The following is a 21,575-nucleotide window of genomic DNA, read 5'->3' on the forward strand; positions in this document are numbered from 1 at the left end:
AGAGGAGTATCATGGATATCAACATTTCACAGGAAAAGGGGAGTGTGCCGGTCACGGTGGTAAAGGTATCCGGGCAGTTGGACGGGCAATCCTACCAATCCCTGATCACTGCTGCGCAGGAAGCCATGGCGGGCGGCACAAAGAGCATTCTGCTTGACCTCGAAGACCTGACGTTCATCTCGAGCGCGGGATTGGTCGCCCTGCATGTCATCGCCCTACTTTTGCGCGGCGAAGCCATGCCCGACCTTGAGAATGGCTGGGCGGCGTTGAGGTCGGTGAACAAGTCGCGCGAGAGCGGCGTTCAGCAGCACGTCAAACTGCTTAATCCGCGCGTCGAAGTCTTGAATGTTCTGGACATGGTCGGTTTTTCATCCTTCTTTGCGATCTTCACCGACCGCAAGAAAGCGCTCGAATCATTTTCATAAGATTCCCACGACAGCGATGCGGAAGTGACTGCATCGCTGTTGATTCCATTCCTCGCAGGTGCACCCCATGAAACGCAATATTGGAAATATCGTCTTTATTATTTTGATTCTGGCCACGGTGGTGGTGTGGGCGATCTTCCCGCCGATCAATGACGGGCGCGAAGATTTCATCCGCACATATATGGGAGAAGTGCTTGGCTCGCTGTTGATCGTCCTGATGTCGTTCGCATTGTTCCTTTCCACACGCCCGCGCTGGGCGGAACCATATTTCGGCGGCCTGGATAAGATGTACGTGACGCATCGCACCGTGGCAACCAGCGCCTTTTTACTGATGCTGGTGCATTTACTGGTGGTGCCGATTACCCTGGTTAATTTGCGGCTGGGGAATTATCTGGCGTATGTTGCTTTTCTGGGCATCGTCGCCATCGTCCTGCCGACGCTTGCGCCGCGCATTCCCTTTTTGAGCAAACTTACCAACGCCACCTACGACGGCTGGAAGAAACTGCATCGCTTCATCGGCATATTTTTCATCGCCGGGTACATCCATGCCCTGACCATTGACGCGCTGAGCGCCTTCATTGCAATCAACTGGGTGCAGCTCTTCTTCATTCTTGGCACGGTTTCCTATGTCTATACGGAATTCCTCGGCGGCTGGGTGGGCAAATATCTGCCATATACGGTCACAGCCGTAAATCATCCCAACAATAGCGTCACCGAAGTGGTCATGAAGCCAAAAGGCAAAGCCATTCAACACGCTCATGCGGGGCAGTTCCTGTTCGTGCGTTTCAAAGGCGACAGGATGCTTGATGAGGCGCATCCGTTCACCATATCCAGCGCGCCGCACGAAGGCGAACTGCGGGTCACCATCAAAGCTGTTGGCGATTTCACCCGGCATTTGTTTGCGAACCTCAAGCCCGGCATGGACGCCGTCGTGGAAGGTGCTTATGGGTTGTTCAATTACAAGAACGGCGGAGACAAACAGATCTGGGTCGCGGGCGGGATCGGGATCACCCCTTTCCTTTCGTTCCTGCGGGACCTCAAGACTGAGCTTGCCTTCGATGTGCATTTTTATTACACGGTGAGGCATCCTGAGGAGGCGGTTTTCTCCGACGAGATCGAAGCGATCGCCAAAAAACATCCGCGTTTGAAAGCGCACATCCGACATTCCGCCGCCCATGGATCCCTGACGGTGGATGAGATTGTGAAGAACGCCGGAGGCGGCATCGCCTCTCATCACATTTACATGTGCGGACCCCTGCCCATGGTGCAAGCCTTCGAAAAGAAATTTCTCGAAGCGGGGGCAAACGCCGGGAACATTCACTACGAGGAATTCAATTTCAGGTAAGAGGAGACCTTCATGCAAATCTCTTTTTCGAAACACGGAAATGTTACCGTCATGCACGTCGTGGGGGAAGTGGACTCGTCCAACTATACAGAGGTCATTGTCAGAGCGCAGGCGGTCTACGACGAAGGATCGCGTAATTTGCTGCTTGACCTGGAAAAGGTCCCCTATGTGAGCAGCGCCGGGCTGATGGCGTTCCATACCATTGCGCGCATCTTTGCGGGGCATTCCATCCAGGGCAAGGAAGGCAGCAGACCCGTCTTCCGCTCCATCAACCCGAAGGAAGATGCATCCGCGCGCGAACGGTTCAAACTGCTTAATCCGCAGGCGCCGGTGGAGCAGGTTCTGGACGTGATCGGTTTGAAGCAATTTTTCGAGATCCATACGGATCTGGATACGGGCGTCAAATCATTCACCTGATATGAGGGAGACCCATCCGGGATTTAAATGACATTCCTCCGGTAAGCAAAAGCGGGGTGGGGGCATCCGAACCGTCGTCGTCAATATTTTTCATGTGAGGATAGAATGTCGAAAAGAAGAAGATCGGGTCAAAATCGTAGCGGACTCTCCGGATTTTTGCGGACACCCGCCGGTCAGTTGACCGCCATTGCCCTGGTGGCATTAATCGTCTATTTGATTGCTGCCAGCGCAGGGGGAAACACTCCGACCACCCTGGCAGAGGAAATCAGCGTGGACCAGGCACACGAGTTGTATCAGGCTGGGACGTTCGTATTGGACGTGCGCACCCAGGAGGAGTGGGATGAATACCATGCGCCGAACACCACCCTCATCCCTTTGGATCAGTTACCCAACCGATTGAGTGAATTGCCAAAAGACCGCGAGATCGTCGTAGTGTGCCGTTCCGGGAACCGCAGCCAGCAGGGACGCGATATCCTCCTCGCGGCGGGCTTCAACGCAACCAGCATGGCGGGCGGCTTGTCAGAGTGGTACGCGAAAGGTTATCCCATCGAGGGCGCGCCGAAATAAGGGGAAGGAGGCATTACTTGCATTCTGCCAATCGATATATCTTTGCAGTCGGCAGGATGAAGGATGGCAGGTACCGGTCGGGCTGGCTTTCGAGTTGTGAGGCGTCGAAGCTTTGCAATGTCGAGCCGACGTAGATGTAATCGACTCCGCGGTTGCACAAGGTTCGGTGAGAATCTTCCTGATCGAAGCGAATATTCGAGTCGGTGAGTTCAACGTTCCTGGAAAGCAAGGGCTGAATCCAGATCCCCGCATCCACACCGGTCTGCGCCTGTGGGGATTCAAATGCAGTTACATACAAACCTGTGGAAGCGATCAGGACGGTCGCATCACGGGGAAGAAATTCGTCCATCCAGGAGAAGGCGGCGAGATCGTCGCGATTGACGAAACGGCAGCAATCGGAGGGATGGAAGTCGTAATGCAGGGCGGTATTAAGAAGAACCAAGCCAAAGACAAAAAAGATCGCGAAGGGCTGCATCAACTTCGATTTAAGGAAGAGGCGCGCTGTCGTGCGAATCAAACCTGCGAATCCTAATCCTCCCAAAAGGGATAAGGGGATGAATGCCAGCATCTGCACAAAGGGACGGTCGAGCAGGGTTTGAACACCGATCCCCGGAAGCGGTACGGGGAAGAAAAGGCAGAATGCGCAAAGTGCGAGGAATGCGGTGAGAAAGAATGTGGGTTCGGTGAAATGAGCGGCGGAGAGGAAGGCAAGCAGGAAGACAAGGACGAGAATCCAGGAATCGTTCTTGAGATAGCCGTCGAGCGGGGTTTCGAGCGCGGGGTTGTTTTGAAGTGCGAATATTTCAACGAGAAGCAGGAAGACGAGGATAATAAAACCGGTTATTCGGTATGGCATCCGTAAACGATTCCATGCAGCGGTCAGGAAGGCGGCGATGAGAGCCAAACCGTAGACGATCAACGTCCGTGAATGGATCAGGATCGATACGGGAAGGGCAAATCCCAATAAAATCAGGGCGGATTTGCGAATAAGGCTCGAATTATTACGATATGCAAGATATGCAAGGATTAGCACAAAAGACATGCAGAACAAACCCAGCAAGGCGGGATATTTACCCCAGTTCATTAAATGTGCTGGCATGTGAAAGCCAAACCCTGCAAGCAGGCAGGCAAGAATTGCGGCAGGCAAGGAATTGGTTTCACGTTTGACGATGAAAAAGAATGTAATGGGGAGGAAAGCCAGAAATAACGGACCCGCGACAAGCATAAGGTCGATCACATCTTCGCCTGTGAATTGAGCGATGCCTGCAATGATTGAATGGAAACCGAGATGGAAGTATCCGCCTTCGATGCGAATGACAGGGACTCCGGTTCGATGGGATTCGATGAAGGAATTGATAAGACGGTAATGCTGCGCCGAGTCGAAGTAAGAGGGCAGAACCAGGTCGCGGATGAAGGCAAATCGCAAGATAACGGTTGGAATCAAAACGGCAAATGAGGCAAATAAAGGGAAAGGATCAAGTCTTTTCCCGGCAAAAAAGAAAACAGGGATGAAGATCAATGCAAGGGTAAGAACAACACCGATCGCCACGCTGGTAAGAATGGATATTCCAAGGGTAAGCAGGGAGAGCAGGAGAACAGGCAGGACCCACCCTGCTGAGCTGAGCGAAAGAACATCTGCTTCATCCAGCAAATCACCGAAAAAACGCAACAGGATTCCGCGCATGATGAAAATTCCCCACGCGATGACGAAAAATAAAATGAATGCGTCTCCGGCATGATCTGCCAGAGCCGCAAGACCATCACGCCAGGGATTCATTTACGGGTAATTCGGATATGAGTCAGATGGCTCAGTCGTCCCGCCAGCGCTCGACGGTTCATTTGTTGGTTCAACGGTTTCTGTTTCATGAAAAACCTCGGGGGTCGATGTTGCGCCTCCGCCTGTGCCGGACCCGATGCCCGATTCTTCCCTTTCGATACCTTCTTCCACGAAAGGCGTCGTGACAAGGAACGCATTCACCGTAAACGTTCCCTTTGCCAGCACACGGTCATCCAATTTTGCGAGAAGTTGGATCTCGATACCCTCACCGAGAATGAGCGGTTTTCCGATGCAATATGCGCTCGTTTCTTCGATCTTGCTCCACATGCATTCGTAGGGATCCGTCCCCGATCTTCTGATGATATTCATGTAAAAAGCAGGATATCTCATGCGCGGCACGAACAAATTCACCACGGCATTGCCGAGGGCATCGCGCCCGAACGACACGACGCATAACTCCGTCATTCGCGCGCCGCAATAACCGATGGAAACCGGTTCCAACGTGGGGGCGGGCGTTCCGCCAAAACTTGAACAAGCCAGTAGGATTGCAAGAAAAATTCCCGCGAAAAGAACACGGGATGTTTTCGGCGAGCGAAGAGATTCAAACATCGCAATCATTCTACCATTTTCAAACCCGCCCATATCATCGATGGAGATGCAGGTCAAAACAAGGATGGCTGTTCCGGGATTTCCTCCCCGCTCTTGCCGCTCCAGCCATATTTTTTCAGATCGACCCGACCTTTCGCATCGAACTGCACCCCTTCCTGTTCCAGCAATTGACGCTGTTTCTCCACCCCGGGCCTTACACTGATCCTGCCCTGCAAGTTGATGACCCTTTGCCACGGCACATCATCGGGACAGTTTGCCATCGCACCGCCCACCCAACGCGGAGCGAACGCGGCGTAGGCTTCGATCTCCACGTCGTCGGGCGGGGGAATCATTTTTGCGATTTGTCCATTTTAATTTCCAAACATGTTGATGACTACATGCACGATGGAAGGTGCGATCAAGTTCCGTGTCCGTTGAAAGATAATACCCATTGCCATGCCGAAAATGCTGTGCGAGGCAATGCCCAAGGCGAGACCTTGTAGAATGTCACCGCCCATGAATTGTGCGTCTGCGCCAAGGTGCCAAACCGCGAATACCAAGGCTTGAATGACCAATGCCCAATCTGAAGCCATCCATCGATTTAGCCGTGTTTGGATTGCGCCGCGAAATAGAAACTCTTCCGAGAATCCATTACGCAAGAGATTCCCAAAGAACATGCGAACCAATTGAATGAATGTGGCAGAGCCGTTCAAAATGTTGATGATAAAGAAAATGATAGGAATACTAACCCAAAGGATAACGACCTGCCAAACACGATGCCCCTTACCAAAGCCAAGATTAGATATGCGGGTGCCGAGCAGCAACAAAAGGATAAATGGAATTAAGAAGTATCCGGCAAAATTGGCTGCAGCTAAACCAGGCGAATGATCCACAAACCCTGATAAATATTGTCCACCAAGGTTGCTGAACCAATCTCCGAACCATGACCAGATAGGGATGCTTATGGAACAAGTAGGCATTACATTGAAGATAAATCCGTGATAGCCTGTCAGCAGGACGAAAAAAAGAACGACCAGCAGCTGCCCCCACATCAAGATTGGTTTTTGCGTTTTCGTACTTGCGATCACCGCCTCATCTTTGGTGATTGCAACCGTGATGGCAGAAAAGACCAGAATACCCAAAGCAAAGGCGCTTGAGCCGAGCACTCCATTTCCTGTTATCAACAAGTAAAGAATAGAAGAGAACCAAATTACTGCAAGGAACCATGTAGCGTGCGATTTGAGAACATCATTGATCGTCTGTTTCATGTATGTGCCCTATAACTTTCCTTGAGGTGGATGGAGCTTATACGTAAAACAGGCGGAAAAAGTTCCAATGGTGATGTCAGAAAAGCGACTGCTGTTGTGGGATGTCGCTTTCATCTTTTCCACTCCATCCAAACTTTTTCAAGTCCACTTTACCTTTGGCGTCGAAGACCACGCCTTCCGCTTCCAACAGCGGACGTTGCCTCTCCGCGCCGGGGCGTTCGCTGATCTTGCCCTGCGAGTTGATAACCCGCTGCCACGGCACATCATCGGGGCAGTTTGCCATCGCGCCGCCCACCCAACGCGGACCAAAAGCGGCATACGCTTCAAGTTCCACACCGTTGGGAGGTGGAATCATTTTTGCGATCTGCCCATAGGTGGCGACCTTTCCACGCGGGATCATGCGGGCAATCGCCCAAACTTGTTCGTAATACGCTTGTTGGTTGGGGGGAGATGAAAAAGATGGCATAAGATTCTCCTATTTACGTTTGCCAGACCAGCCGTACTTCTTCATGTCGATGCGACCTCTTGGATTGAAAAAGACACCTTCATCTTCCAAGATGAGTTTGTGACGCTTCGCCTCCAACCCGTCCCGTTCTGTGATCTGCCCCTTTGAGTTAACCACACGCTGCCACGGGACCTCATTCGGGCTGGCGGCGACGGCGTTGCTGACCCACAATGCGCCAAACTCGGCAAAGGTGGCTTCATCCACACCGGTGGGCGGACGCAGCATCCTGGCAATTTGTCCATACGAAGCGACTCTTCCGCGGGGGATCAAAGTGACGATATTCCAGACTTCAGCATAAAAGGTTTGAGGATCTGGGAGGTTTGGGATTTCAGACATATATTTCCTTTGTTACCGAGAAGCAAGATATTTATAGAAGAATGTTTGCCGGACGCTGGCTATAAAATTCTGTGAGAGTTCATCGGTCATGAATTGAAGCGTGGGCAATGCATCAGCAGCGAGCGTACCGGGATGTTCTTCTTCCGGTTTGCCAGGTTGAGCAAGTTTCGTGATGGGGTCACTGGAGAAATCACATGCAGAACAAGAATCTTGAATGAAATAATAATCGTAAGTGCGGTATAGGGAGCGATTGATTTCGTAGAGAGGAGTGAAAGAGCCTACGAGCAGTAAACAGTAAACAGTGACCAGTAAAAAGCGAGGAGCGGATTTGTTGAAGATGGTTTCGCCTGTCATCAGCATGAGGTAGAAAAGCGGGGCGATGGAAGCGCGCATGACGAAGTCGCGGTCGCTGCCGATTTGGATGAAGGGGATGATGGCGAGGAGAACGCCAGTGACAATCCAGCGTGGGTCTTTGTATTTGGACGGCGCGAGGATGAACCAGAGAATCCCCCCTTCGAGTAGGAAGAAGGCTAGGAATTTATCGAGGGACAGAGATTGGAATCCGCGTTGTTGGGCGGCGGTGTTGGAAGCGAAGAAGAAAGAGGAAAGAAGAAAGATGATTAGAGCTGCAAGGAGTTGTTCCCAGCGCAGGTTTTTGAACAGAAATTTGAAATCGGTTTGCTTGATGAGTTCGATGAGGATATAAGGGAGAAGTCCCAGCGAGGCGAGGGGGGCGAAGAAGAAGCATAGTGACCAGAGGAAGATGAGTTCGCTGCGATGGTCAGATTGCTTTTCTTCTGCAAGGTTTGCAATGACAGAAATTACCAGCCATGCCGGAATCGCTTGATTGAAGACCCAAAACAATTGTGTCGTGAACGATGAGTATTGCAAATTCCCTGCCCAGGTTTCGAGATGGGTGATGGGCGGGAAGATGGTCGGATAATCTTGCGGGAAAAAAAGCGTGCCGAGGATGTCCAGTCCGCTGAAGAGGATGAAAAGCAGGGTGGCTTTGAGTGGCGAGGTTTTGAGCGCAGAGGCGAGGTGATGAGTGACAAGCAACAAGCCGAATAGAGACCAGAGGAAGAGAACGAAATTGGCAACTTGCCAGTTGGTGAATTTGGCAATGAGAGCGGAAGGCAGCCAGAAGCCGACGTAGTAAACGAGCATTTTGACTGGTCCGCTTTCGGGTTGGGCATAGTAGACTGGCCAGTCGAAGTTCATGAGGTCGCGGAAGACGACGTTGCGCCAGTTGTGGTCCCAGTTTTGGAACGCGTAGCCGCCGATGCCGGAGAGGAGGAGCCAAAGAGCAGTTATCAGTAACCAGTAAACAGTGGAAAGTGAAAAGTGGAAAGTGGAAAGTGGAGACTTGCCCTGAGCGAAGTCAAAAGGTTGGTAATTGGTAAATAGTAATTTGTAGAGGGCGAAGAGGAGGATGAGGGCAAGCGGAAGTGCTAAGGCGAGACGAACCCAGCCGAAGAGGAAGAGGATGAAAGGAAGAAGGAGGTAGATGTATGAAAGGGGTTTCATTAGTGGGCAGTGGACGGTGGACGGTGGACAGTGAACCATGGTCTGTGGTCTATTGTCCATCGTCTAATTCGTAGATGATGTAATCTTCGCGTTCCATTGTAACGGAATAATTCTCAGCGAGAAACGCACGCAGTTCAGGGAAGTCACGGCTGGTGTCTTCGCCGGAGACCCAGGGTTTGTCTATGGCGGTGACTTCGATGATGAAGTGCGGTTTGGATTCTTGCAGTTGAGTCATGAAGTCTGCACGCAGGGATTGGATGTAGGGATTGGATACGTGATGATAGAAATAAAAATCAAAGACGTATGAGGTGGCAATTGGCGCGCGATTCTCCAATATGGCAAGCAGTGAGCCGCCGGTCCAGTCCAATGGCTGGACTTGGTCGCCGGGTTCGAGATTTTTTTCGAGAAAGGTTGAGATTTGCGTTGCCCGGTCTGCGGCGATGGCGATGTCTTTGCCTTGGAGTTGGCGGATGAAGGTTTGGGAAGGGCGGATGGTGATGAGGATGGTGGCGAGAAGGATTGTGGAGGAAAGAGGTAAGAGGAAAGAAGGTTGTTTGGAAGGCGGTGAGTGGAAAGTGGAAAGTGATAGCGATGCTACGAGGATAATGGTGTAAAGAAAAGGAATGTAATGATAGGGGAAGAATTGTCCTGTTAAGGCGGGGTAGAGGGCGTAGATGATGGTGAGGCTGGCGAGGAGATAGGCTTGACGATTGCGATTGAGATAGATGCCAAAGGCGGCGGGGAGTAACCAGAGAGCGCTTCCTCCCAAACGCCAGACCTGGTTAAATAAATATGTCAGCCGTTCTGATGAAGGCATGATCACCATCTCGCCATTGATCTGGGTGTAGAGCGGAACGTAGTTGAGGATGATGTCAAGTAAAGGGAATAGGGAATAGGTAATTGCTAAGTAAAGAGTGATGAGTGAAACGGGAATTGCGAAGCCAATTGTTATGGGTAGGAAAATTTGCCTGGCAAACGATAGCAGAGAAAGTTCCCGGCGTTCTCTCAGGTCTGCAATGTCAAAGAACAGGAAGGGGAGGAGTCCGAGCGCGGCGTGAGGTTTGAGCGTGGCGGCGAGTCCGTAGAAGAGTCCCAGCATGAGGCGTTTGCGAAAGTTCAGGGTGTCGGTCACGCCGATCCAAATTGAAAGAGAAATGAAGATGAGAATGAGATATTCGCGTTGAAGTGACAGGGCGGGACCACCTTCGAGATATTGCAATGCGAAAAGAATCGGCGCGGCGAAGGAGGGAAGTTTGCCAAGGCGCCTCATGGCGAGGTGGGTGATGGTGACGAGGGCGGTGAGGATGACGATGTCGAGAATGCGGATGCGATATGCGTTGAAGCTGCTGAGGATACCGAGCAGGTAGTAGGCGATGTAACTGCCGGGCATTTGGAAGTCGAAGAAGTCTTTGTAGGGGATGCGCCCGCTCTGCATGAGGAAGGCTTCATAGAGGAGCGGCGCGGAGTCGTGTGCGATGGGCCATTGGAGCGAGAATGCCGCCTGTGCAATGAGTAAGGCGGCAAGCAGGATGAGGAAGAAGGTTGTGATGCGTTGAAGATTATTTGACATCTTCTCCGAGGTCCATTTCGGTGGTGGAGATGATCGCGCGCGTGATGGGGTTGACCTTGGCGATGAAGTTCTTGTCGTTGACGTTGTAGATGATGAAGAAGTTGGATGTGTCTTTGTAGTATTGCGATTGAATGGCATCCACATTGGCGATCAGTTCGGTGTAATTTGCGCCACTGACATCGGCGATGCCAATGGTGAGTTTGTCGCGGTAATCGAAGTAGCCGTCGCCGTTGGTGTCGGCTTTGATGATGTTGAACATCCAGAATGCGATGACAGGCGCGGGTTTTTCAGGGTCGTTGGGGTCGTAGACCAGTTGCGGAAACCCGGCGGTTTGAAAGATGATGGAATTGTTATCCGGCAGGAGGCGGTGATATTCCTCGGTTTGGGTGTTGAAGAAAACGTAGTTGTAGGTTGCGTAGGCGGAATATCCCGAATAGCCGCTGCTGCTGATCCACTCGAACGGATTGAGGCTGGCGTCGCGTGTTAATTCGATCGGGACAATTCCCGCCATGAGGTAATCTGTCCCCTGGATGGGATTGAAGGTGGAGAGAGTCTTTTCGACAGGTTTGGGGGGTTCTGGCGCTTCGGCGTTGACGGATGAATCCTGTGGGATGATGCCTCGTCCGCAGGCGAGGATGGAGAATGATATGGAAAGTGCAAGCAGAAGGATGAATGGTCGTTTCATGACAACCTCACAAGGATATAAACCAGGTTATTTCCACTAGTCGTTGAATAAGAAAGTCAAGATTTGTTAACGCAAAGTCGCCAGGACGCCAGGATTCAAAGCCTTTCCTTTGCGCCTCCGGGTTTTTGCGTTAAATCATTTCAATCACCCGACGAATTCTCCACCGATGATTTCTTTTTCGACGACCTGCCGCTCTGAATTGAATTTGAAGATCACCTCCACACGCTGGAAGCATTTGTTCTCTCCCATCAGAACCTTGCGGGCGTGGAAGACATCGCCGCCTGCTTCGTATTCCACGCTGAGGTCGTTATCGAGGTCCACGCGCCCGGTGATGGTCTCGCCGCAGCGTTTGCATTTTACGGTGAAGGTGTAATAGCTTTTGGTGTAGGCAGGACGGGGTGCGAAAAGTTTTTTGAGAAAGTTCATGATTGCCTTTCTACCCGTGGACGATGGACCATTGACCGTTGATTTGCGATAGTCCATTGGCTACGGTCTATCGTCCATGGTCTAAAAATTCCACTTCTTCAACACATCCATCGCCTTGAGGTGGGTCAAATCCAAATGCAATGGCGTGATGGACACATAGCCAGCGCGTAAAGCGCCAAAATCGGTGCCGGGTTCGTCCACGCCGGTGGGGGCTTCGCCGCCAATCCAGTAATACGGTTTGCCTCGCGGGTCACTGCGCACGTCGAGTGCGTCGCGATAGACGCGGAGTCCCTGACGGGTGATCATGTATCCCTTGAGTTCGGATTCGGTGAGATATGGCACATTGACATTCAAGACGACGCCTTCGGGCAAACCATCCGCGATGACCTGTTCGACGACGCGCCTCGCGACCACGGCAGAAGTTGAGTAGTCGAGTAAGCCTTTGTGCCCCTCAGGCGAATCCAATGAAACGGCTACGCCGCTAACACCTGCAATTACGGCTTCCATCGCGGCCGTGACCGTGCCGGAATAGGTGATGTCGTGCCCGATATTGGCGTTGGGATTGATGCCTGAAACGACAATGTCAATGGCTTCGTCGACAAGCCCAAGCAAGGGCAACGCGACGCAATCCGAAGGTGCACCGTCTGAGGCGAAGGCGGAGGTGCCATCCGCGAGAGCCACTTCTTTTACACGCAAGGGTCGCTCCATGGTTTTGACATGACCCGAGGCAGACCAGTTTTTATCCGGCGCAAAGACGGTCACTTTGCCGAGTTTGCGCATTTCCTGCGCGAGGGCGAGGAGGCCGGGGGCGGTTACGCCGTCGTCGTTGGTGACTAGAATATGCATGGGTTGATTTCCGATTTGCGATTTTGGATTGACGATTTACGACTGGTAATTCGTAATTGAATTATACGCCATGCGATTGGCAAAGAAAAACGCCCTGCTTTGTGGGCAGAGCGTTTTTGGGATGATGGACTATTTCTAGGGAATCAGCATGACCAGTGCAGTCATGGCAAGGGCGACCAGATTGCCTTTGACGATTACTTTCACCGCCTGCCAGCGGATCTTTGCCACTTCTTTCAAGTCTTCGATCTTTTCAGATTTTCCTTTTGTGAGGCGTGTACCACGCGCAGCTTCGATCACTCAGGTTTTGTCGAGGGCTTGGAAGATGGACGAGGCTCCGGCGGCGAAAGGCATTAAGACCAGCAAGCGCCAGGGCTTGTCCACGCCGAAAAGCAGCAGTATGGCGAGGAAGATCACGCCAAAGGATATCTGCATGATGCCGAATTGCCGGCGTTTTTTGCGTTCGCGCGGGCTAATATTGGCAATGCAGGCGTTGCCTGAGTCATTGCCTTCTGGGTTGAAGACGATCTTGAAAGGTGGGTCGGAAAATTGGGCGTACACGGATGAAGTCTCTCTTTCGTTTCGGTAGAGACGACACGGGTTTTGAAATTCGTACTGGAAGTTTTGCCAAAGAAAACACAGAACTTTATGAGAAATAAAGAGACCGCGGACATTCGTCCACGGTCTATGGTCTGTCATCTATCGTCTGCTATCCAACCGAGCGGAGCAGCACGCCGTTCTGAGAGGGGTCATGCAGCAGGTAGCCATCGTCCGTCTTGTTATAGGAGATACCAGCAGCTTCCACGCGGGCGGTTACTTCGGCGAGCACGGAAGGATTCGGGTAGTCCACGGTCATGAAGCGCAGTCCCACAGCATCGGGCGGAGGGGGAGGCGCGCCGCGTCCGTTCCAGGTGTTGAGTCCGATGTGATGATGATATCCGCCTGCAGATACAAATGCCATGCCGATTCCACTTGAAATGCCCATGACGTCGAAACCGAGCACGCCATGGTAGAAATCGACCGCTTCATTTATGTCGCTCACATGCAAGTGAACGTGACCCATGCGGGTTTCGGCGGGTACGGGTGTGTCGATGCGGTCGTCGTCTTTGATGTGTTTGAAGAGCGCGTCGACATCGAGGGCTTCGCGTCCATCGCTCCAGCGACCGTCCGCCCAGCGGGCTTCGTAGTTGCCATCTTTGATCGTCCACGAACCGTCTTCGGGCGACTCGCAATACAGTTCGATGCCGTTGCCTTCGGGGTCGCTGAGGTAGGTGGTCTTGGTCATCACATGGTCGGTGGGCGAGTTTGGAATTTTCAACGCAAACAAACGCGCCATCGCTTTCGCGAGTTCGCGGCGGTTCGGGAAGAGAATGGCGAAATGATACAAGCCTGTCGTGCCGCGATAACGCTTCAAGTTCGGCTCTTCGGTGAGTTGAAGCAAGTCCGCGCCACCGGCGCCAAGACCGGCGCGATTCCCTTCGCGCCAGTGGATTTTGAAGCCCATCGCCTTTTCGTAAAAGAGAATCTGATTCTCAATGTTGGCAACGTTCAGGGAGACGTGTCCCATTCGTGTGGCGGGGTGAACCGAATATTTTTGGAGGGTGGGTTGGTTCAATTTTCATTCCAATCTTTTTTAACATTATCATTGAAGAAGACCTCCCATGAAGCGATTTCCTTACCTGCCTTCCCGTTCATACTGAGTATAATTTCCCGTGATGAACTCGAAAACATTACGGACCATCGCATTTCTCCTGCTCGCCGTCGGTTATCTTTTCTATTGTCAGCGTTACATCGCCGCGACCAGTTTCGAGATCGATGGCAAAACCTGGTACGTCCTCTTCGACGATGCGATGATCTCGATGCGTTACGCCTACAACCTCGCGCACGGGAACGGACTGGTGTGGAATCCCGGCGAGCGCGTGGAGGGTATCACCAATCCCTTGTGGACGGGGGTCATGGCGTTGATTCACCTCGCCCCCATCGGATTGAACCAAACGGGACTCTACGTCCAGATCCTCGGCGCCTCTCTCCTGACTTTGAACCTGTTCCTCGTCAAAAAGTTGGTCGAAGTTTTTAGCGATGACCTCTTCATCATGCTCTCCGCCGTGGCATTGACCGCGTTCTACGCGCCGCTCAATTCCTTCGGCTTGCTCGGCATGGAAGTCAGCTTGTTGACATCGATACTGACCGCCGCAGTTTTGCTGGCTGTTCAAAGCGACGGACGATTCAACATCTGGATTTACATATTGCTTGCCGTCTCCACCCTTGTCCGTTTCGATATGGCAGTACCGTATCTTGTTATCTTTGCCGTATTGGTCTGGATGCAAAAGGAAAACCACAAATCACATCTCGTCTGGGGATTAGGCTTGTTGATTCTCTTCCTCGTCGGGCAGACTCTCGCACGTTACACCTATTATGGGGAATGGCTACCGAACACTTATTATCTCAAAGTGGAAGGTTGGAACACAACCCTGCGCATCCTGCGCGGGATGTACGCCTTTATTCAGTTTGCTTATTTCCATAATTGGGTGTTATTCCTCCTGCCGTTATCCATTTTCCTTTTTCGCTGCGATTGGAAAGTGACCCTGATGTTCCTCCTTCTCGCGGGGCAGGTCGCCTACTCCGTTTATGTCGGCGGCGATGCGTGGGAGAATCATGGTGGAGCAAACCGTTATATCGTGATTGCCATGCCGTTGTATTTTGTCAGTTTCAGTTGGGCAGCTGGCGAGTGGTTGAAACGCGGTGCAAATCAATTAAACACAAAGGACACTAAGGGTCACAAAGGTTTTGTGGTTGAGTTTGGCTGGCGAGCTATCTTTGTGATCTTATTCGCTTTTTCCTTATTGACCTTCAACGCCCTGCTTGGCGAGTGGAAGTCCATCGAGCGCTGGAACTTCACCCGCCGCCCCGATTATGTCGCTGGGAACGACCGCAATTTGCAGATCGCCATCTCTCTTGAAAAGGTCACAAAGCCGGGAGCGTCGATTGCCGTTGTCGGCGCAGGGACGATTCCCTACCTTCTCCCAGACCGATACGCCATCGACATCCTCGGCAAAGCGGACCCGTACATCGCACACCAAAACGTCCGCACGCCGATGGGGATTCCGGACATCCCGAACATGCGTCCCGGTCACATGAAGTGGGACTACACACATACCATCGGCGAACTCAAACCGGATGTGATCGTTTCGTTGTGGGAAAATACCAGCGAAGAAGCCGCCCCTTACATGACCGATTATGTTTTCAGGGCGATCGCCCCCGGGGTCAAAGTATTTCTGAGAACAGACTCTTCCAACATTAACTGGGACGCGCTTCCTTAAAAAAAAAAGCGGGTACACCGCCGTTTTTTTTATTTCAACGCAATCAATCTGCCAGTCTTCTGAGATTCATGGACTGAAGAAATGATCTTTTGCACCTGAACGCCATCCTCCAGGGTGCAGGATGGCGCAGCCTTCCCTTCGACGATATCGATAAAATGCCTTGTTTGTTCCTGGAACATGACATTGCGCTCCCACCCAGCCGGTAACGGAAATACGTCCCAATCCTTTTTCTCCGTTCGGTAGATCCTTGCCACGCCATCGGCGAGATTCCATTTTATGGTTCCATTCGTGCCGATGATGCGGAATTCATGCTCCGGCGGCTGCTGGTTGTAATCAAGATGCAAACTTCCCAATGCGCCGCCTTCGAAGCGCAGACCGATCTTGGAAGTGTCGTCCGCGGTCACTTCGAGGTCGCTGAGTTTGGCGGCAAATCCCCAAACAGATTCGACCCTTTTGCCAACCAGCCATGGAAGATAATCCAGTGAGTGACATTGAGTTGCTACCACGCCCCCGCCCATGTCGGATCGAGCCGCGTACCCCTTGCGGTAATCCTCCCAGGGGTGCCACGCAGGAAGATACTCTCCAAAATGGACAGAAGCGGAAACCACCCGTCCGATCTCTCCGGTTTGGATGAGTTCCTTAGTTTTGACCATGCCGGGATGAAACCTGAATTGAAAAGCAACCAAAACCTTCGACCCGCTTTTCTGAACCGCTTTTTGAAGAACATCCACACGCTCCATCGATGCGGCAATCGGCTTTTCGAGCAAAATGGCGCATCCTGTCTTGGCGGCAGGGATGGCGACATCCAAGTGCATGGACGTGGGGTTAGAAACTATGACCGCATCCGGTCTGTGTTTCCTCAACGCTTCGATCAAATCCGTTTCGACGGGATGGCCCTCAAGTTCATCATCGGGCAATGTCGCTTTATGAGTTCGGTATAAGACGATATCCGTTTCGCCAAGCGCGATCAGGTTGCGCATATGACGTCGTCCGACCGAGCCGAGTCCGGCGATTAGATATTTCATGGTTCCATCCTTTTATGAAAAGTAGGGGCGAGGTCGCCTCGCCCCTACTACCAACCTAAATCTTTCTCATACCCCCACTTGACCAAAGCATCACCCGCAAGTTCTTTGTATAATGCTTTATCGCGTGAGGTGAACAATCGTTGCCAATTGCCTGCCTGTCCTTTCGGGAGGAAGGAGGCGATACCTTCGTTGCGTTTTGTCTGCCATTCTTCATCCGGGTTCGAGGACATTTCCGCCAGCAGTTTTTTCTCCAACGTTTTGCCCATCTTCTTTACACCGAGAAATTTCCAAAGGCGGGATAATTCGACGTAAGGCTTGGCGAGCATATCTTCGTAGCGCAGCGAGATATATTTTTTTTCATACAACCGTTTGCCCTCGGAATCGATCTCGGTCAGATCGTCCGCCCAGCGTTTGGCGATGTTGCGGATAAAGGTCTCGGTGAAGAGCGAGCGGCGCCCGTCGCCGAATGGAGCCGGATCCGTTTTGAGGTCCGAGATGATGCGTTTATCTTCTGCGGTCAAAAATTTTGATTCTTCGACAAAATTGCGGAAGCGCTCCGAGATCAAAACATCCCGCCCGTCGCGGACGATGTTGACGACCTTCGCATCGGGATACAGGGAATGCATCTCGCGCACGACCTGACCATGGATCACGCTCGAAGGACTTTTATCGCCGACGATATTTTTGCCCTCGCGGGCGGCGTCGCGCTCCATGATGAAATCGGCTGTGGCGCGCAGAACGAGCGGTGAAAGGTCGCGCCCGTGATTCCAACGGTTCGATTTGCGCGCGAGCCATTCCTCGATCTCGGCCGAGTCGACCAGCGATTTGAGCAGCGGCTTGCGCGTGAAGAAATGTGCCTGATAGTTACAATGAACTTCGGGATGCAACCGCAGGAGACGCATCAGCAGGGTGGTGCCGGAGCGGGCATGACCGAGAATGAAGAATTTCTCGCGCGGAAAGAATTGTTTAACCTCAGCCAATTCTTCCTTTGTAATGGCGGGGATGGGATTGCGGTTTTTCTTTTTAGGTTCACCCTTTAGAAGGATGCGTGCGGCGGATTTGAAACGGGAGAACATGATCTATCTTTTCCAATTCAACATCAACAAGCCCAAAAGACAGACGAGGATCCCGGCGATGTTGACCCAGGTAAGTTTGTCCCTGAAGACGAAGACCGCCACAGGGACAAGGATGAGAGAGGCGACGACATTGACCAGCACAGCCGCGATGCCCAAATTCCAACCTGAACGGTAAACGAGCAAAAAGCCGAATTCTATGCCCACGATCGCAACCGCCAGCCCGACGCTCGCCCAATTCAATTTTATTATTTCCGAGCCAAGACCATTTTCGACCGGGAAGAAAGAAAAGGTAAAGAGAGTCGCAATGAACGCGACAGCGTATGTCACCAGCAGAGAAACGGTAAAGTTGACGTTCGCGGGCGTGCTCTTGGCGACGAAGTGATACAACGTGCTGGAGGCGATGGCGAGCGTGATCGAAAAATAAAACAGGAACATCGAACCGGTTTTTGTCATTGAAAATTATTTGAAATCCACCCGTTCTTCGGTGATCACGATCTTGTGAATGAACGCCGGGTCGGTGAGACATAAAACCTTATCGCCGGATTTCGCAATGGAACCTTCGTTTCCGCCAACCCAAGCCCAGCCCCAATAACAGCCCGTCAGCACCTTGGCAGACTCTGTTTTGTTATCGCTGATGGTAAAGGAATACGTATAGCACTCTCCCTTATCGTTGGGCGACAGCATACCGAACGCCAGGTTGACGCTGCTCCCCGATTCGTTGTAGAACTCGACGCTGGTCAGCGTGCCTTTGGGTTCGATCTGCGGAATTTGATTGCATTCGGGCGTTGGCGATACCGCAACCGCAATGGTTGCGGGCGGGAGCGTCGGGAGCAAAGCCAATGTGGCGGGGATGGTATTGATCGGCTGCGGGGTAAACGTCGGCGGGACGGGTGTGGATGTCGGTGCGGCCGCCGCGGTTTGGGTGACGACGAGCCACGCTTCGGCGACGGCTGTGGATGCAAGGTCTTCTGCGCTGAACTCAGGCGTGGCATCCCCGCCTCCGCAGGCAGACAGGGCGAGAATCGCTAAAATCGAAATAGCAATCAGGAATTTCTGTTTCATTTGTTTCTCCAGCCCTCATTTTTACCATGAAATATCTTTTAACCGCGAAGCACGCCAGGGTCGCGAAGATCGATGATTTATTCCTGGCGTTCTTCGCGCTCTTTGCGGTTGAATCCATCAAGCACGTTCAAAATGAACTCCGCTGTGCGTTTGCCGGATGATGCGTCCGTGAACGTGATCTCACTCTCGACGAATTTCCTTCTCTCGATGGAATCGACGCCTCGATCCCGTAGGTACATGTTCAGCGCTTCCCGCAGTTGATTTTCATCCGCAGCGACTCGTCCCGCCTTCGCCTCACTGAAGCGTTTGTGCGTGGGCCAATCGCCGATCTCTTTCAGCGACAGCGAAAACTTATTCTTCTTGTTCCACCCGCCAGGGACATCGATTGTCGCGGCGATCATCGGCGTATCGTGGACAGCGGTTTCAACCAGCATCGTCGAATAGACCGTCACCACCACATCCGAGTACGCCATCATGGACGATTTCTCGTCCATATCTTCGCCGCCGTAGTAGCCGAGCGATCCACCCAACGCCACGGGTTGGACAACATGCACGTGCGGATATTTCTTCTCCAACTCGAAAACACGCGCACGTTCTTCTGCGAAGATCTTCGGTTTGTCTTGAAAATGGCTCGGATGTAAACGGATCAACAACTGAGAAGGTTCTACCAATGCGTCCGATGAAACCAACTTTGCCAGCGCTTCGATGTTCGGGAAGTTCGGCGCAAAATGGACAAAACTGCTGGCGTATGAGATCAACTTGCGTTTTGGGTCGAGCCCGTGCAGTTTGAAATATTCGTCGCGCGGCATGAGCCATTGGCTGCGAAAATACCCGTCATAAGAAGGGATGCCGCCGATGTTGACATGCTCAGGGTCCCAATCTGAGCCTTTGACCAGTTCATCTTTTTGCAGTTGCGACCAGCACGTAGCCCACTGTACATCCGCGCCGGAGACGTTATACGACGATGAATTGTCCCAGCCGACGATGACGGTCATGTTCGGGGTGCCGCGCCGCGCGGATTCGCGCAGGAGATAACGATCCATGCGCCAGCCGGGAGTCGAAGCGATGACCATGTCAGGGTGGTATCTTTCAAATAGGTCAGAATAAATTCCCGGGTTGGGGGTGAAGCGGTTTTGAATCCGCACGAGAAGTTTTCTTGCCCATGAAAAATTCCGCAGGAGGAGAATCATCAACGCGGAGGGAATCCAAACCCCCAAGCGGAATTTCCACGAGTTCTCCGCCCAGACTTCCCAGATGTGGCTGTCCATGGCTTCGGTGTTGATGCGGCGCGAACCGCCGACGCGCCGCAGATAGGCGAGCAGCCATTGAATTCTTGGTTGAAATATCTTTCCGTATTCGTTCGCTTGTTTGAGGCGCAGACCTTCGATGGTTAATCCATGATGCGTGAAACGCGATCGAAGCTGTGCAACGATTTCGTCGTCGGTTAATAGGATGACTTCGACGCCCGCCTCGAGCAGGGTCGATACGACATCGCTTTGCAGGAAGTAGATGATTGCCATGCCGTGATCGGCTGAGATAAAGATGCGTTTCATGTCCGGTAAATTTTATCTCACCTTCGCCCCTGCCGGCGATAAACAGCCCTCCCGCAACGATTCTCTCAAAGACGACATTGTAATAAGAGAAAGGACGGGCGTCTCACGCCCGTCCTTTCTTCTTGCACACACAACAAAGAGGAGAGTTTTTATTGAGGCGGCAGGAGAACCGCGTCAATCACATGGATCACACCGTTCGAGGCTTCAACGTCTGTGATGATGACTTGAACGGTATCGTTCAGGAAGACCTTGCCATCTTTGACGGTGATGGTAATGTCCTTGCCGAGCACGGTGGGAGCGCTGGTCAGATTGACCACGTCCGCAGCCATGACTTTGCCGGAGACCACATGGTAGGTGAGGATGTCGGTGAGTTGCTGTTTGTTCTCAGGCAGGAGCAGGCTCTCGACAGTGCCTGCAGGCAGGGCGGCAAAAGCCTCGTCGGTGGGGGCAAAGACCGTGAAGGGACCTTCCCCGCTCAATGTCTCGACCAGACCCGCGGCCTGCACAGCGGCAACCAGGGTGGTAAAGCGGCCGTCAGCGACAGCGACATCCACAATGGTGTTGGATTCAGCGGCTTCATCCGAGGGCAGAAGGAGGACCGCATCGATGACATGGATCACGCCGTTGGAGGTCTCGATGTCGGTGATGATGACCTTGGCTTCGTTGATGTAGACATTGCCCATATCGACCTTGATGGCGATGTCCTTGCCGAGCACGGTGGCGGCGCTTTCAAGACCGGTCACATCCGCAGCCATGACCTTGCCGGAGACGACATGGTAAAGCAGGATGTCGGTGAGCTGCTGCTTGTTTTCAGGCAGGAGCAGGCTTTCGACAGTGCCTTCAGGCAGCGCGGCGAAAGCGTCATCGGTGGGAGCAAACACGGTGAAGGGACCTTCACCCTTGAGGGTTTCCACCAAACCGGCGGCTTCGACTGCGGCAACCAGAGTGGTGAAGCGACCATCAGCCACAGCGGTATCGACGATATCCGCCAGTTCGGGTTCGGGGGTGGCGGTAGGTTCGGGCATGGCGGTCGGCTCGGGCGCCGGGGTGGGGGTGGCGGCGGGCGCACAGGCTGCCAGCACCATTGAGACTCCGACGAGCAGTCCGACGAACAGGGAATTGCGTTTCATAGCTCTTTTACTCCATTTACGAATAGATTTTTATACCATCATTTGCAAAGGTTTTGCAAATGTAATGTCGATATTGTATATATTTTGCACAGATAGTCAATGGCATCTGTACAATCTCTCATAAATCTAT

At 52.4% G+C, this 21,575-nt stretch carries 25 protein-coding genes; 5 read left to right on the forward strand and 20 right to left on the reverse strand.

Annotation, left to right across the window (positions count from 1 at the left end; all coding sequences use genetic code 11):
- The first annotated feature begins 11 nt into the window (after positions 1-11).
- The 4 genes from HS100_07285 to HS100_07300 all read left to right on the forward strand — a co-directional run bounded on the left by HS100_07285 (position 12) and on the right by HS100_07300 (position 2,754).
- A complete protein-coding gene (locus HS100_07285) occupies positions 12-425 on the forward strand; it encodes an STAS domain-containing protein (protein MBE7433703.1) in 414 nt (137 codons plus the stop codon).
- Between the two features lie 67 nt (positions 426-492).
- Positions 493-1,770 (forward strand): ferric reductase-like transmembrane domain-containing protein, encoded by a 1,278-nt coding sequence (locus HS100_07290; GenBank protein MBE7433704.1) that lies wholly within the window; start codon positions 493-495, stop codon positions 1,768-1,770.
- Between the two features lie 12 nt (positions 1,771-1,782).
- Positions 1,783-2,187 (forward strand): STAS domain-containing protein, encoded by a 405-nt coding sequence (locus HS100_07295; GenBank protein MBE7433705.1) that lies wholly within the window; start codon positions 1,783-1,785, stop codon positions 2,185-2,187.
- Positions 2,188-2,292: 105 nt separating this feature from the next.
- On the forward strand, positions 2,293-2,754 hold the full coding sequence (locus HS100_07300; protein ID MBE7433706.1) for a rhodanese-like domain-containing protein: 462 nt from the start codon (positions 2,293-2,295) through the stop codon (positions 2,752-2,754).
- A 13-nt stretch (positions 2,755-2,767) separates the two neighbouring features.
- Here the strand turns inward: HS100_07300 and HS100_07305 are convergent, their stop codons facing one another.
- The 14 genes from HS100_07305 to HS100_07370 all read right to left on the reverse strand — a co-directional run bounded on the left by HS100_07305 (position 2,768) and on the right by HS100_07370 (position 13,846).
- Positions 2,768-4,531, reverse strand: a complete 1,764-nt coding sequence (locus HS100_07305; GenBank protein ID MBE7433707.1) for a hypothetical protein — start codon at positions 4,529-4,531, stop codon at positions 2,768-2,770.
- Positions 4,532-5,140: a hypothetical protein gene (locus HS100_07310; GenBank protein ID MBE7433708.1), complete on the reverse strand. Its 609-nt coding sequence runs from the start codon at positions 5,138-5,140 to the stop codon at positions 4,532-4,534.
- A 53-nt stretch (positions 5,141-5,193) separates the two neighbouring features.
- Positions 5,194-5,472 carry an MGMT family protein gene (locus HS100_07315; GenBank protein MBE7433709.1) on the reverse strand — a complete coding sequence of 93 codons (279 nt, stop codon included), beginning with the start codon at positions 5,470-5,472 and terminating at the stop codon, positions 5,194-5,196.
- An 18-nt stretch (positions 5,473-5,490) separates the two neighbouring features.
- The gene (locus HS100_07320; protein ID MBE7433710.1) at positions 5,491-6,387 is read right to left on the reverse strand and encodes a CPBP family intramembrane metalloprotease; all 897 of its coding nucleotides are present in this window, start codon (positions 6,385-6,387) and stop codon (positions 5,491-5,493) included.
- A 76-nt stretch (positions 6,388-6,463) separates the two neighbouring features.
- Positions 6,464-6,853, reverse strand: a complete 390-nt coding sequence (locus HS100_07325; protein MBE7433711.1) for an MGMT family protein — start codon at positions 6,851-6,853, stop codon at positions 6,464-6,466.
- 9 nt (positions 6,854-6,862) lie between these two features.
- Positions 6,863-7,228 carry an MGMT family protein gene (locus HS100_07330; GenBank protein MBE7433712.1) on the reverse strand — a complete coding sequence of 122 codons (366 nt, stop codon included), beginning with the start codon at positions 7,226-7,228 and terminating at the stop codon, positions 6,863-6,865.
- A gap of 12 nt (positions 7,229-7,240) precedes the next feature.
- The gene (locus HS100_07335; protein ID MBE7433713.1) at positions 7,241-8,755 is read right to left on the reverse strand and encodes a hypothetical protein; all 1,515 of its coding nucleotides are present in this window, start codon (positions 8,753-8,755) and stop codon (positions 7,241-7,243) included.
- 49 nt (positions 8,756-8,804) lie between these two features.
- Positions 8,805-10,325 carry a hypothetical protein gene (locus tag HS100_07340; GenBank protein ID MBE7433714.1) on the reverse strand — a complete coding sequence of 507 codons (1,521 nt, stop codon included), beginning with the start codon at positions 10,323-10,325 and terminating at the stop codon, positions 8,805-8,807.
- Positions 10,315-11,010 carry a hypothetical protein gene (locus tag HS100_07345; GenBank protein ID MBE7433715.1) on the reverse strand — a complete coding sequence of 232 codons (696 nt, stop codon included), beginning with the start codon at positions 11,008-11,010 and terminating at the stop codon, positions 10,315-10,317. The genes HS100_07340 and HS100_07345 overlap by 11 nt, the downstream gene beginning before the upstream one ends.
- Positions 11,011-11,154: 144 nt before the next feature.
- Complete coding sequence (locus HS100_07350; GenBank protein MBE7433716.1) at positions 11,155-11,436, reverse strand: hypothetical protein; 282 nt, start codon at positions 11,434-11,436, stop codon at positions 11,155-11,157.
- An 81-nt stretch (positions 11,437-11,517) separates the two neighbouring features.
- A complete protein-coding gene (gene surE, locus HS100_07355; protein ID MBE7433717.1) occupies positions 11,518-12,282 on the reverse strand; it encodes a 5'/3'-nucleotidase SurE in 765 nt (254 codons plus the stop codon).
- A 135-nt stretch (positions 12,283-12,417) separates the two neighbouring features.
- Positions 12,418-12,579 carry a hypothetical protein gene (locus HS100_07360; GenBank protein MBE7433718.1) on the reverse strand — a complete coding sequence of 54 codons (162 nt, stop codon included), beginning with the start codon at positions 12,577-12,579 and terminating at the stop codon, positions 12,418-12,420.
- Positions 12,580-12,978, reverse strand: coding sequence for a hypothetical protein (locus HS100_07365; protein ID MBE7433719.1), 399 nt, complete (start codon positions 12,976-12,978; stop codon positions 12,580-12,582).
- A gap of 10 nt (positions 12,979-12,988) precedes the next feature.
- Positions 12,989-13,846, reverse strand: coding sequence for a VOC family protein (locus tag HS100_07370; GenBank protein ID MBE7433720.1), 858 nt, complete (start codon positions 13,844-13,846; stop codon positions 12,989-12,991).
- 148 nt (positions 13,847-13,994) lie between these two features.
- Between HS100_07370 and HS100_07375 the strand changes: the two genes are divergently transcribed.
- A complete protein-coding gene (locus HS100_07375) occupies positions 13,995-15,599 on the forward strand; it encodes a hypothetical protein (protein MBE7433721.1) in 1,605 nt (534 codons plus the stop codon).
- Positions 15,600-15,628: 29 nt separating this feature from the next.
- On the opposite strand, the gene HS100_07380 is transcribed toward HS100_07375, so the two are convergent.
- The 6 genes from HS100_07380 to HS100_07405 form a co-directional block, all read right to left on the reverse strand.
- Positions 15,629-16,624, reverse strand: a complete 996-nt coding sequence (locus HS100_07380; GenBank protein ID MBE7433722.1) for a Gfo/Idh/MocA family oxidoreductase — start codon at positions 16,622-16,624, stop codon at positions 15,629-15,631.
- 47 nt (positions 16,625-16,671) lie between these two features.
- Entirely contained in the window at positions 16,672-17,700 is a 1,029-nt protein-coding gene (locus HS100_07385; protein MBE7433723.1) for a sulfotransferase, read from the reverse strand.
- Between the two features lie 3 nt (positions 17,701-17,703).
- Positions 17,704-18,153 carry a hypothetical protein gene (locus HS100_07390; GenBank protein ID MBE7433724.1) on the reverse strand — a complete coding sequence of 150 codons (450 nt, stop codon included), beginning with the start codon at positions 18,151-18,153 and terminating at the stop codon, positions 17,704-17,706.
- 6 nt (positions 18,154-18,159) lie between these two features.
- Complete coding sequence (locus tag HS100_07395; protein ID MBE7433725.1) at positions 18,160-18,762, reverse strand: hypothetical protein; 603 nt, start codon at positions 18,760-18,762, stop codon at positions 18,160-18,162.
- 77 nt (positions 18,763-18,839) lie between these two features.
- Complete coding sequence (locus tag HS100_07400) at positions 18,840-20,315, reverse strand: hypothetical protein (protein MBE7433726.1); 1,476 nt, start codon at positions 20,313-20,315, stop codon at positions 18,840-18,842.
- A gap of 149 nt (positions 20,316-20,464) precedes the next feature.
- Positions 20,465-21,445 carry a fasciclin domain-containing protein gene (locus HS100_07405; protein ID MBE7433727.1) on the reverse strand — a complete coding sequence of 327 codons (981 nt, stop codon included), beginning with the start codon at positions 21,443-21,445 and terminating at the stop codon, positions 20,465-20,467.
- Between the last annotated feature and the right edge of the window lie 130 nt (positions 21,446-21,575).

The organism is Anaerolineales bacterium, from assembly GCA_015075725.1.
GTDB lineage: Bacteria > Chloroflexota > Anaerolineae > Anaerolineales > Villigracilaceae > Villigracilis.

Bases quoted from the DNA above. Each gene is read 5' to 3' on its own strand.
- HS100_07285 (MBE7433703.1), top strand. From the start codon at position 12: ATGGATATCAACATTTCACAGGAAAAGGGGAGTGTGCCGGTCACGGTG.
- HS100_07290 (MBE7433704.1), top strand. From the start codon at position 493: ATGAAACGCAATATTGGAAATATCGTCTTTATTATTTTGATTCTGGCC.
- HS100_07295 (MBE7433705.1), top strand. From the start codon at position 1,783: ATGCAAATCTCTTTTTCGAAACACGGAAATGTTACCGTCATGCACGTC.
- HS100_07300 (MBE7433706.1), top strand. From the start codon at position 2,293: ATGTCGAAAAGAAGAAGATCGGGTCAAAATCGTAGCGGACTCTCCGGA.
- HS100_07305 (MBE7433707.1), bottom strand. From the start codon at position 4,531: ATGAATCCCTGGCGTGATGGTCTTGCGGCTCTGGCAGATCATGCCGGA.
- HS100_07310 (MBE7433708.1), bottom strand. From the start codon at position 5,140: ATGTTTGAATCTCTTCGCTCGCCGAAAACATCCCGTGTTCTTTTCGCG.
- HS100_07315 (MBE7433709.1), bottom strand. From the start codon at position 5,472: ATGATTCCCCCGCCCGACGACGTGGAGATCGAAGCCTACGCCGCGTTC.
- HS100_07320 (MBE7433710.1), bottom strand. From the start codon at position 6,387: ATGAAACAGACGATCAATGATGTTCTCAAATCGCACGCTACATGGTTC.
- HS100_07325 (MBE7433711.1), bottom strand. From the start codon at position 6,853: ATGCCATCTTTTTCATCTCCCCCCAACCAACAAGCGTATTACGAACAA.
- HS100_07330 (MBE7433712.1), bottom strand. From the start codon at position 7,228: ATGTCTGAAATCCCAAACCTCCCAGATCCTCAAACCTTTTATGCTGAA.
- HS100_07335 (MBE7433713.1), bottom strand. From the start codon at position 8,755: ATGAAACCCCTTTCATACATCTACCTCCTTCTTCCTTTCATCCTCTTC.
- HS100_07340 (MBE7433714.1), bottom strand. From the start codon at position 10,325: ATGTCAAATAATCTTCAACGCATCACAACCTTCTTCCTCATCCTGCTT.
- HS100_07345 (MBE7433715.1), bottom strand. From the start codon at position 11,010: ATGAAACGACCATTCATCCTTCTGCTTGCACTTTCCATATCATTCTCC.
- HS100_07350 (MBE7433716.1), bottom strand. From the start codon at position 11,436: ATGAACTTTCTCAAAAAACTTTTCGCACCCCGTCCTGCCTACACCAAA.
- surE (MBE7433717.1), bottom strand. From the start codon at position 12,282: ATGCATATTCTAGTCACCAACGACGACGGCGTAACCGCCCCCGGCCTC.
- HS100_07365 (MBE7433719.1), bottom strand. From the start codon at position 12,978: ATGACAGACCATAGACCGTGGACGAATGTCCGCGGTCTCTTTATTTCT.
- HS100_07370 (MBE7433720.1), bottom strand. From the start codon at position 13,846: ATGGGACACGTCTCCCTGAACGTTGCCAACATTGAGAATCAGATTCTC.
- HS100_07375 (MBE7433721.1), top strand. From the start codon at position 13,995: ATGAACTCGAAAACATTACGGACCATCGCATTTCTCCTGCTCGCCGTC.
- HS100_07380 (MBE7433722.1), bottom strand. From the start codon at position 16,624: ATGAAATATCTAATCGCCGGACTCGGCTCGGTCGGACGACGTCATATG.
- HS100_07385 (MBE7433723.1), bottom strand. From the start codon at position 17,700: ATGTTCTCCCGTTTCAAATCCGCCGCACGCATCCTTCTAAAGGGTGAA.
- HS100_07390 (MBE7433724.1), bottom strand. From the start codon at position 18,153: ATGACAAAAACCGGTTCGATGTTCCTGTTTTATTTTTCGATCACGCTC.
- HS100_07395 (MBE7433725.1), bottom strand. From the start codon at position 18,762: ATGAAACAGAAATTCCTGATTGCTATTTCGATTTTAGCGATTCTCGCC.
- HS100_07400 (MBE7433726.1), bottom strand. From the start codon at position 20,315: ATGAAACGCATCTTTATCTCAGCCGATCACGGCATGGCAATCATCTAC.
- HS100_07405 (MBE7433727.1), bottom strand. From the start codon at position 21,445: ATGAAACGCAATTCCCTGTTCGTCGGACTGCTCGTCGGAGTCTCAATG.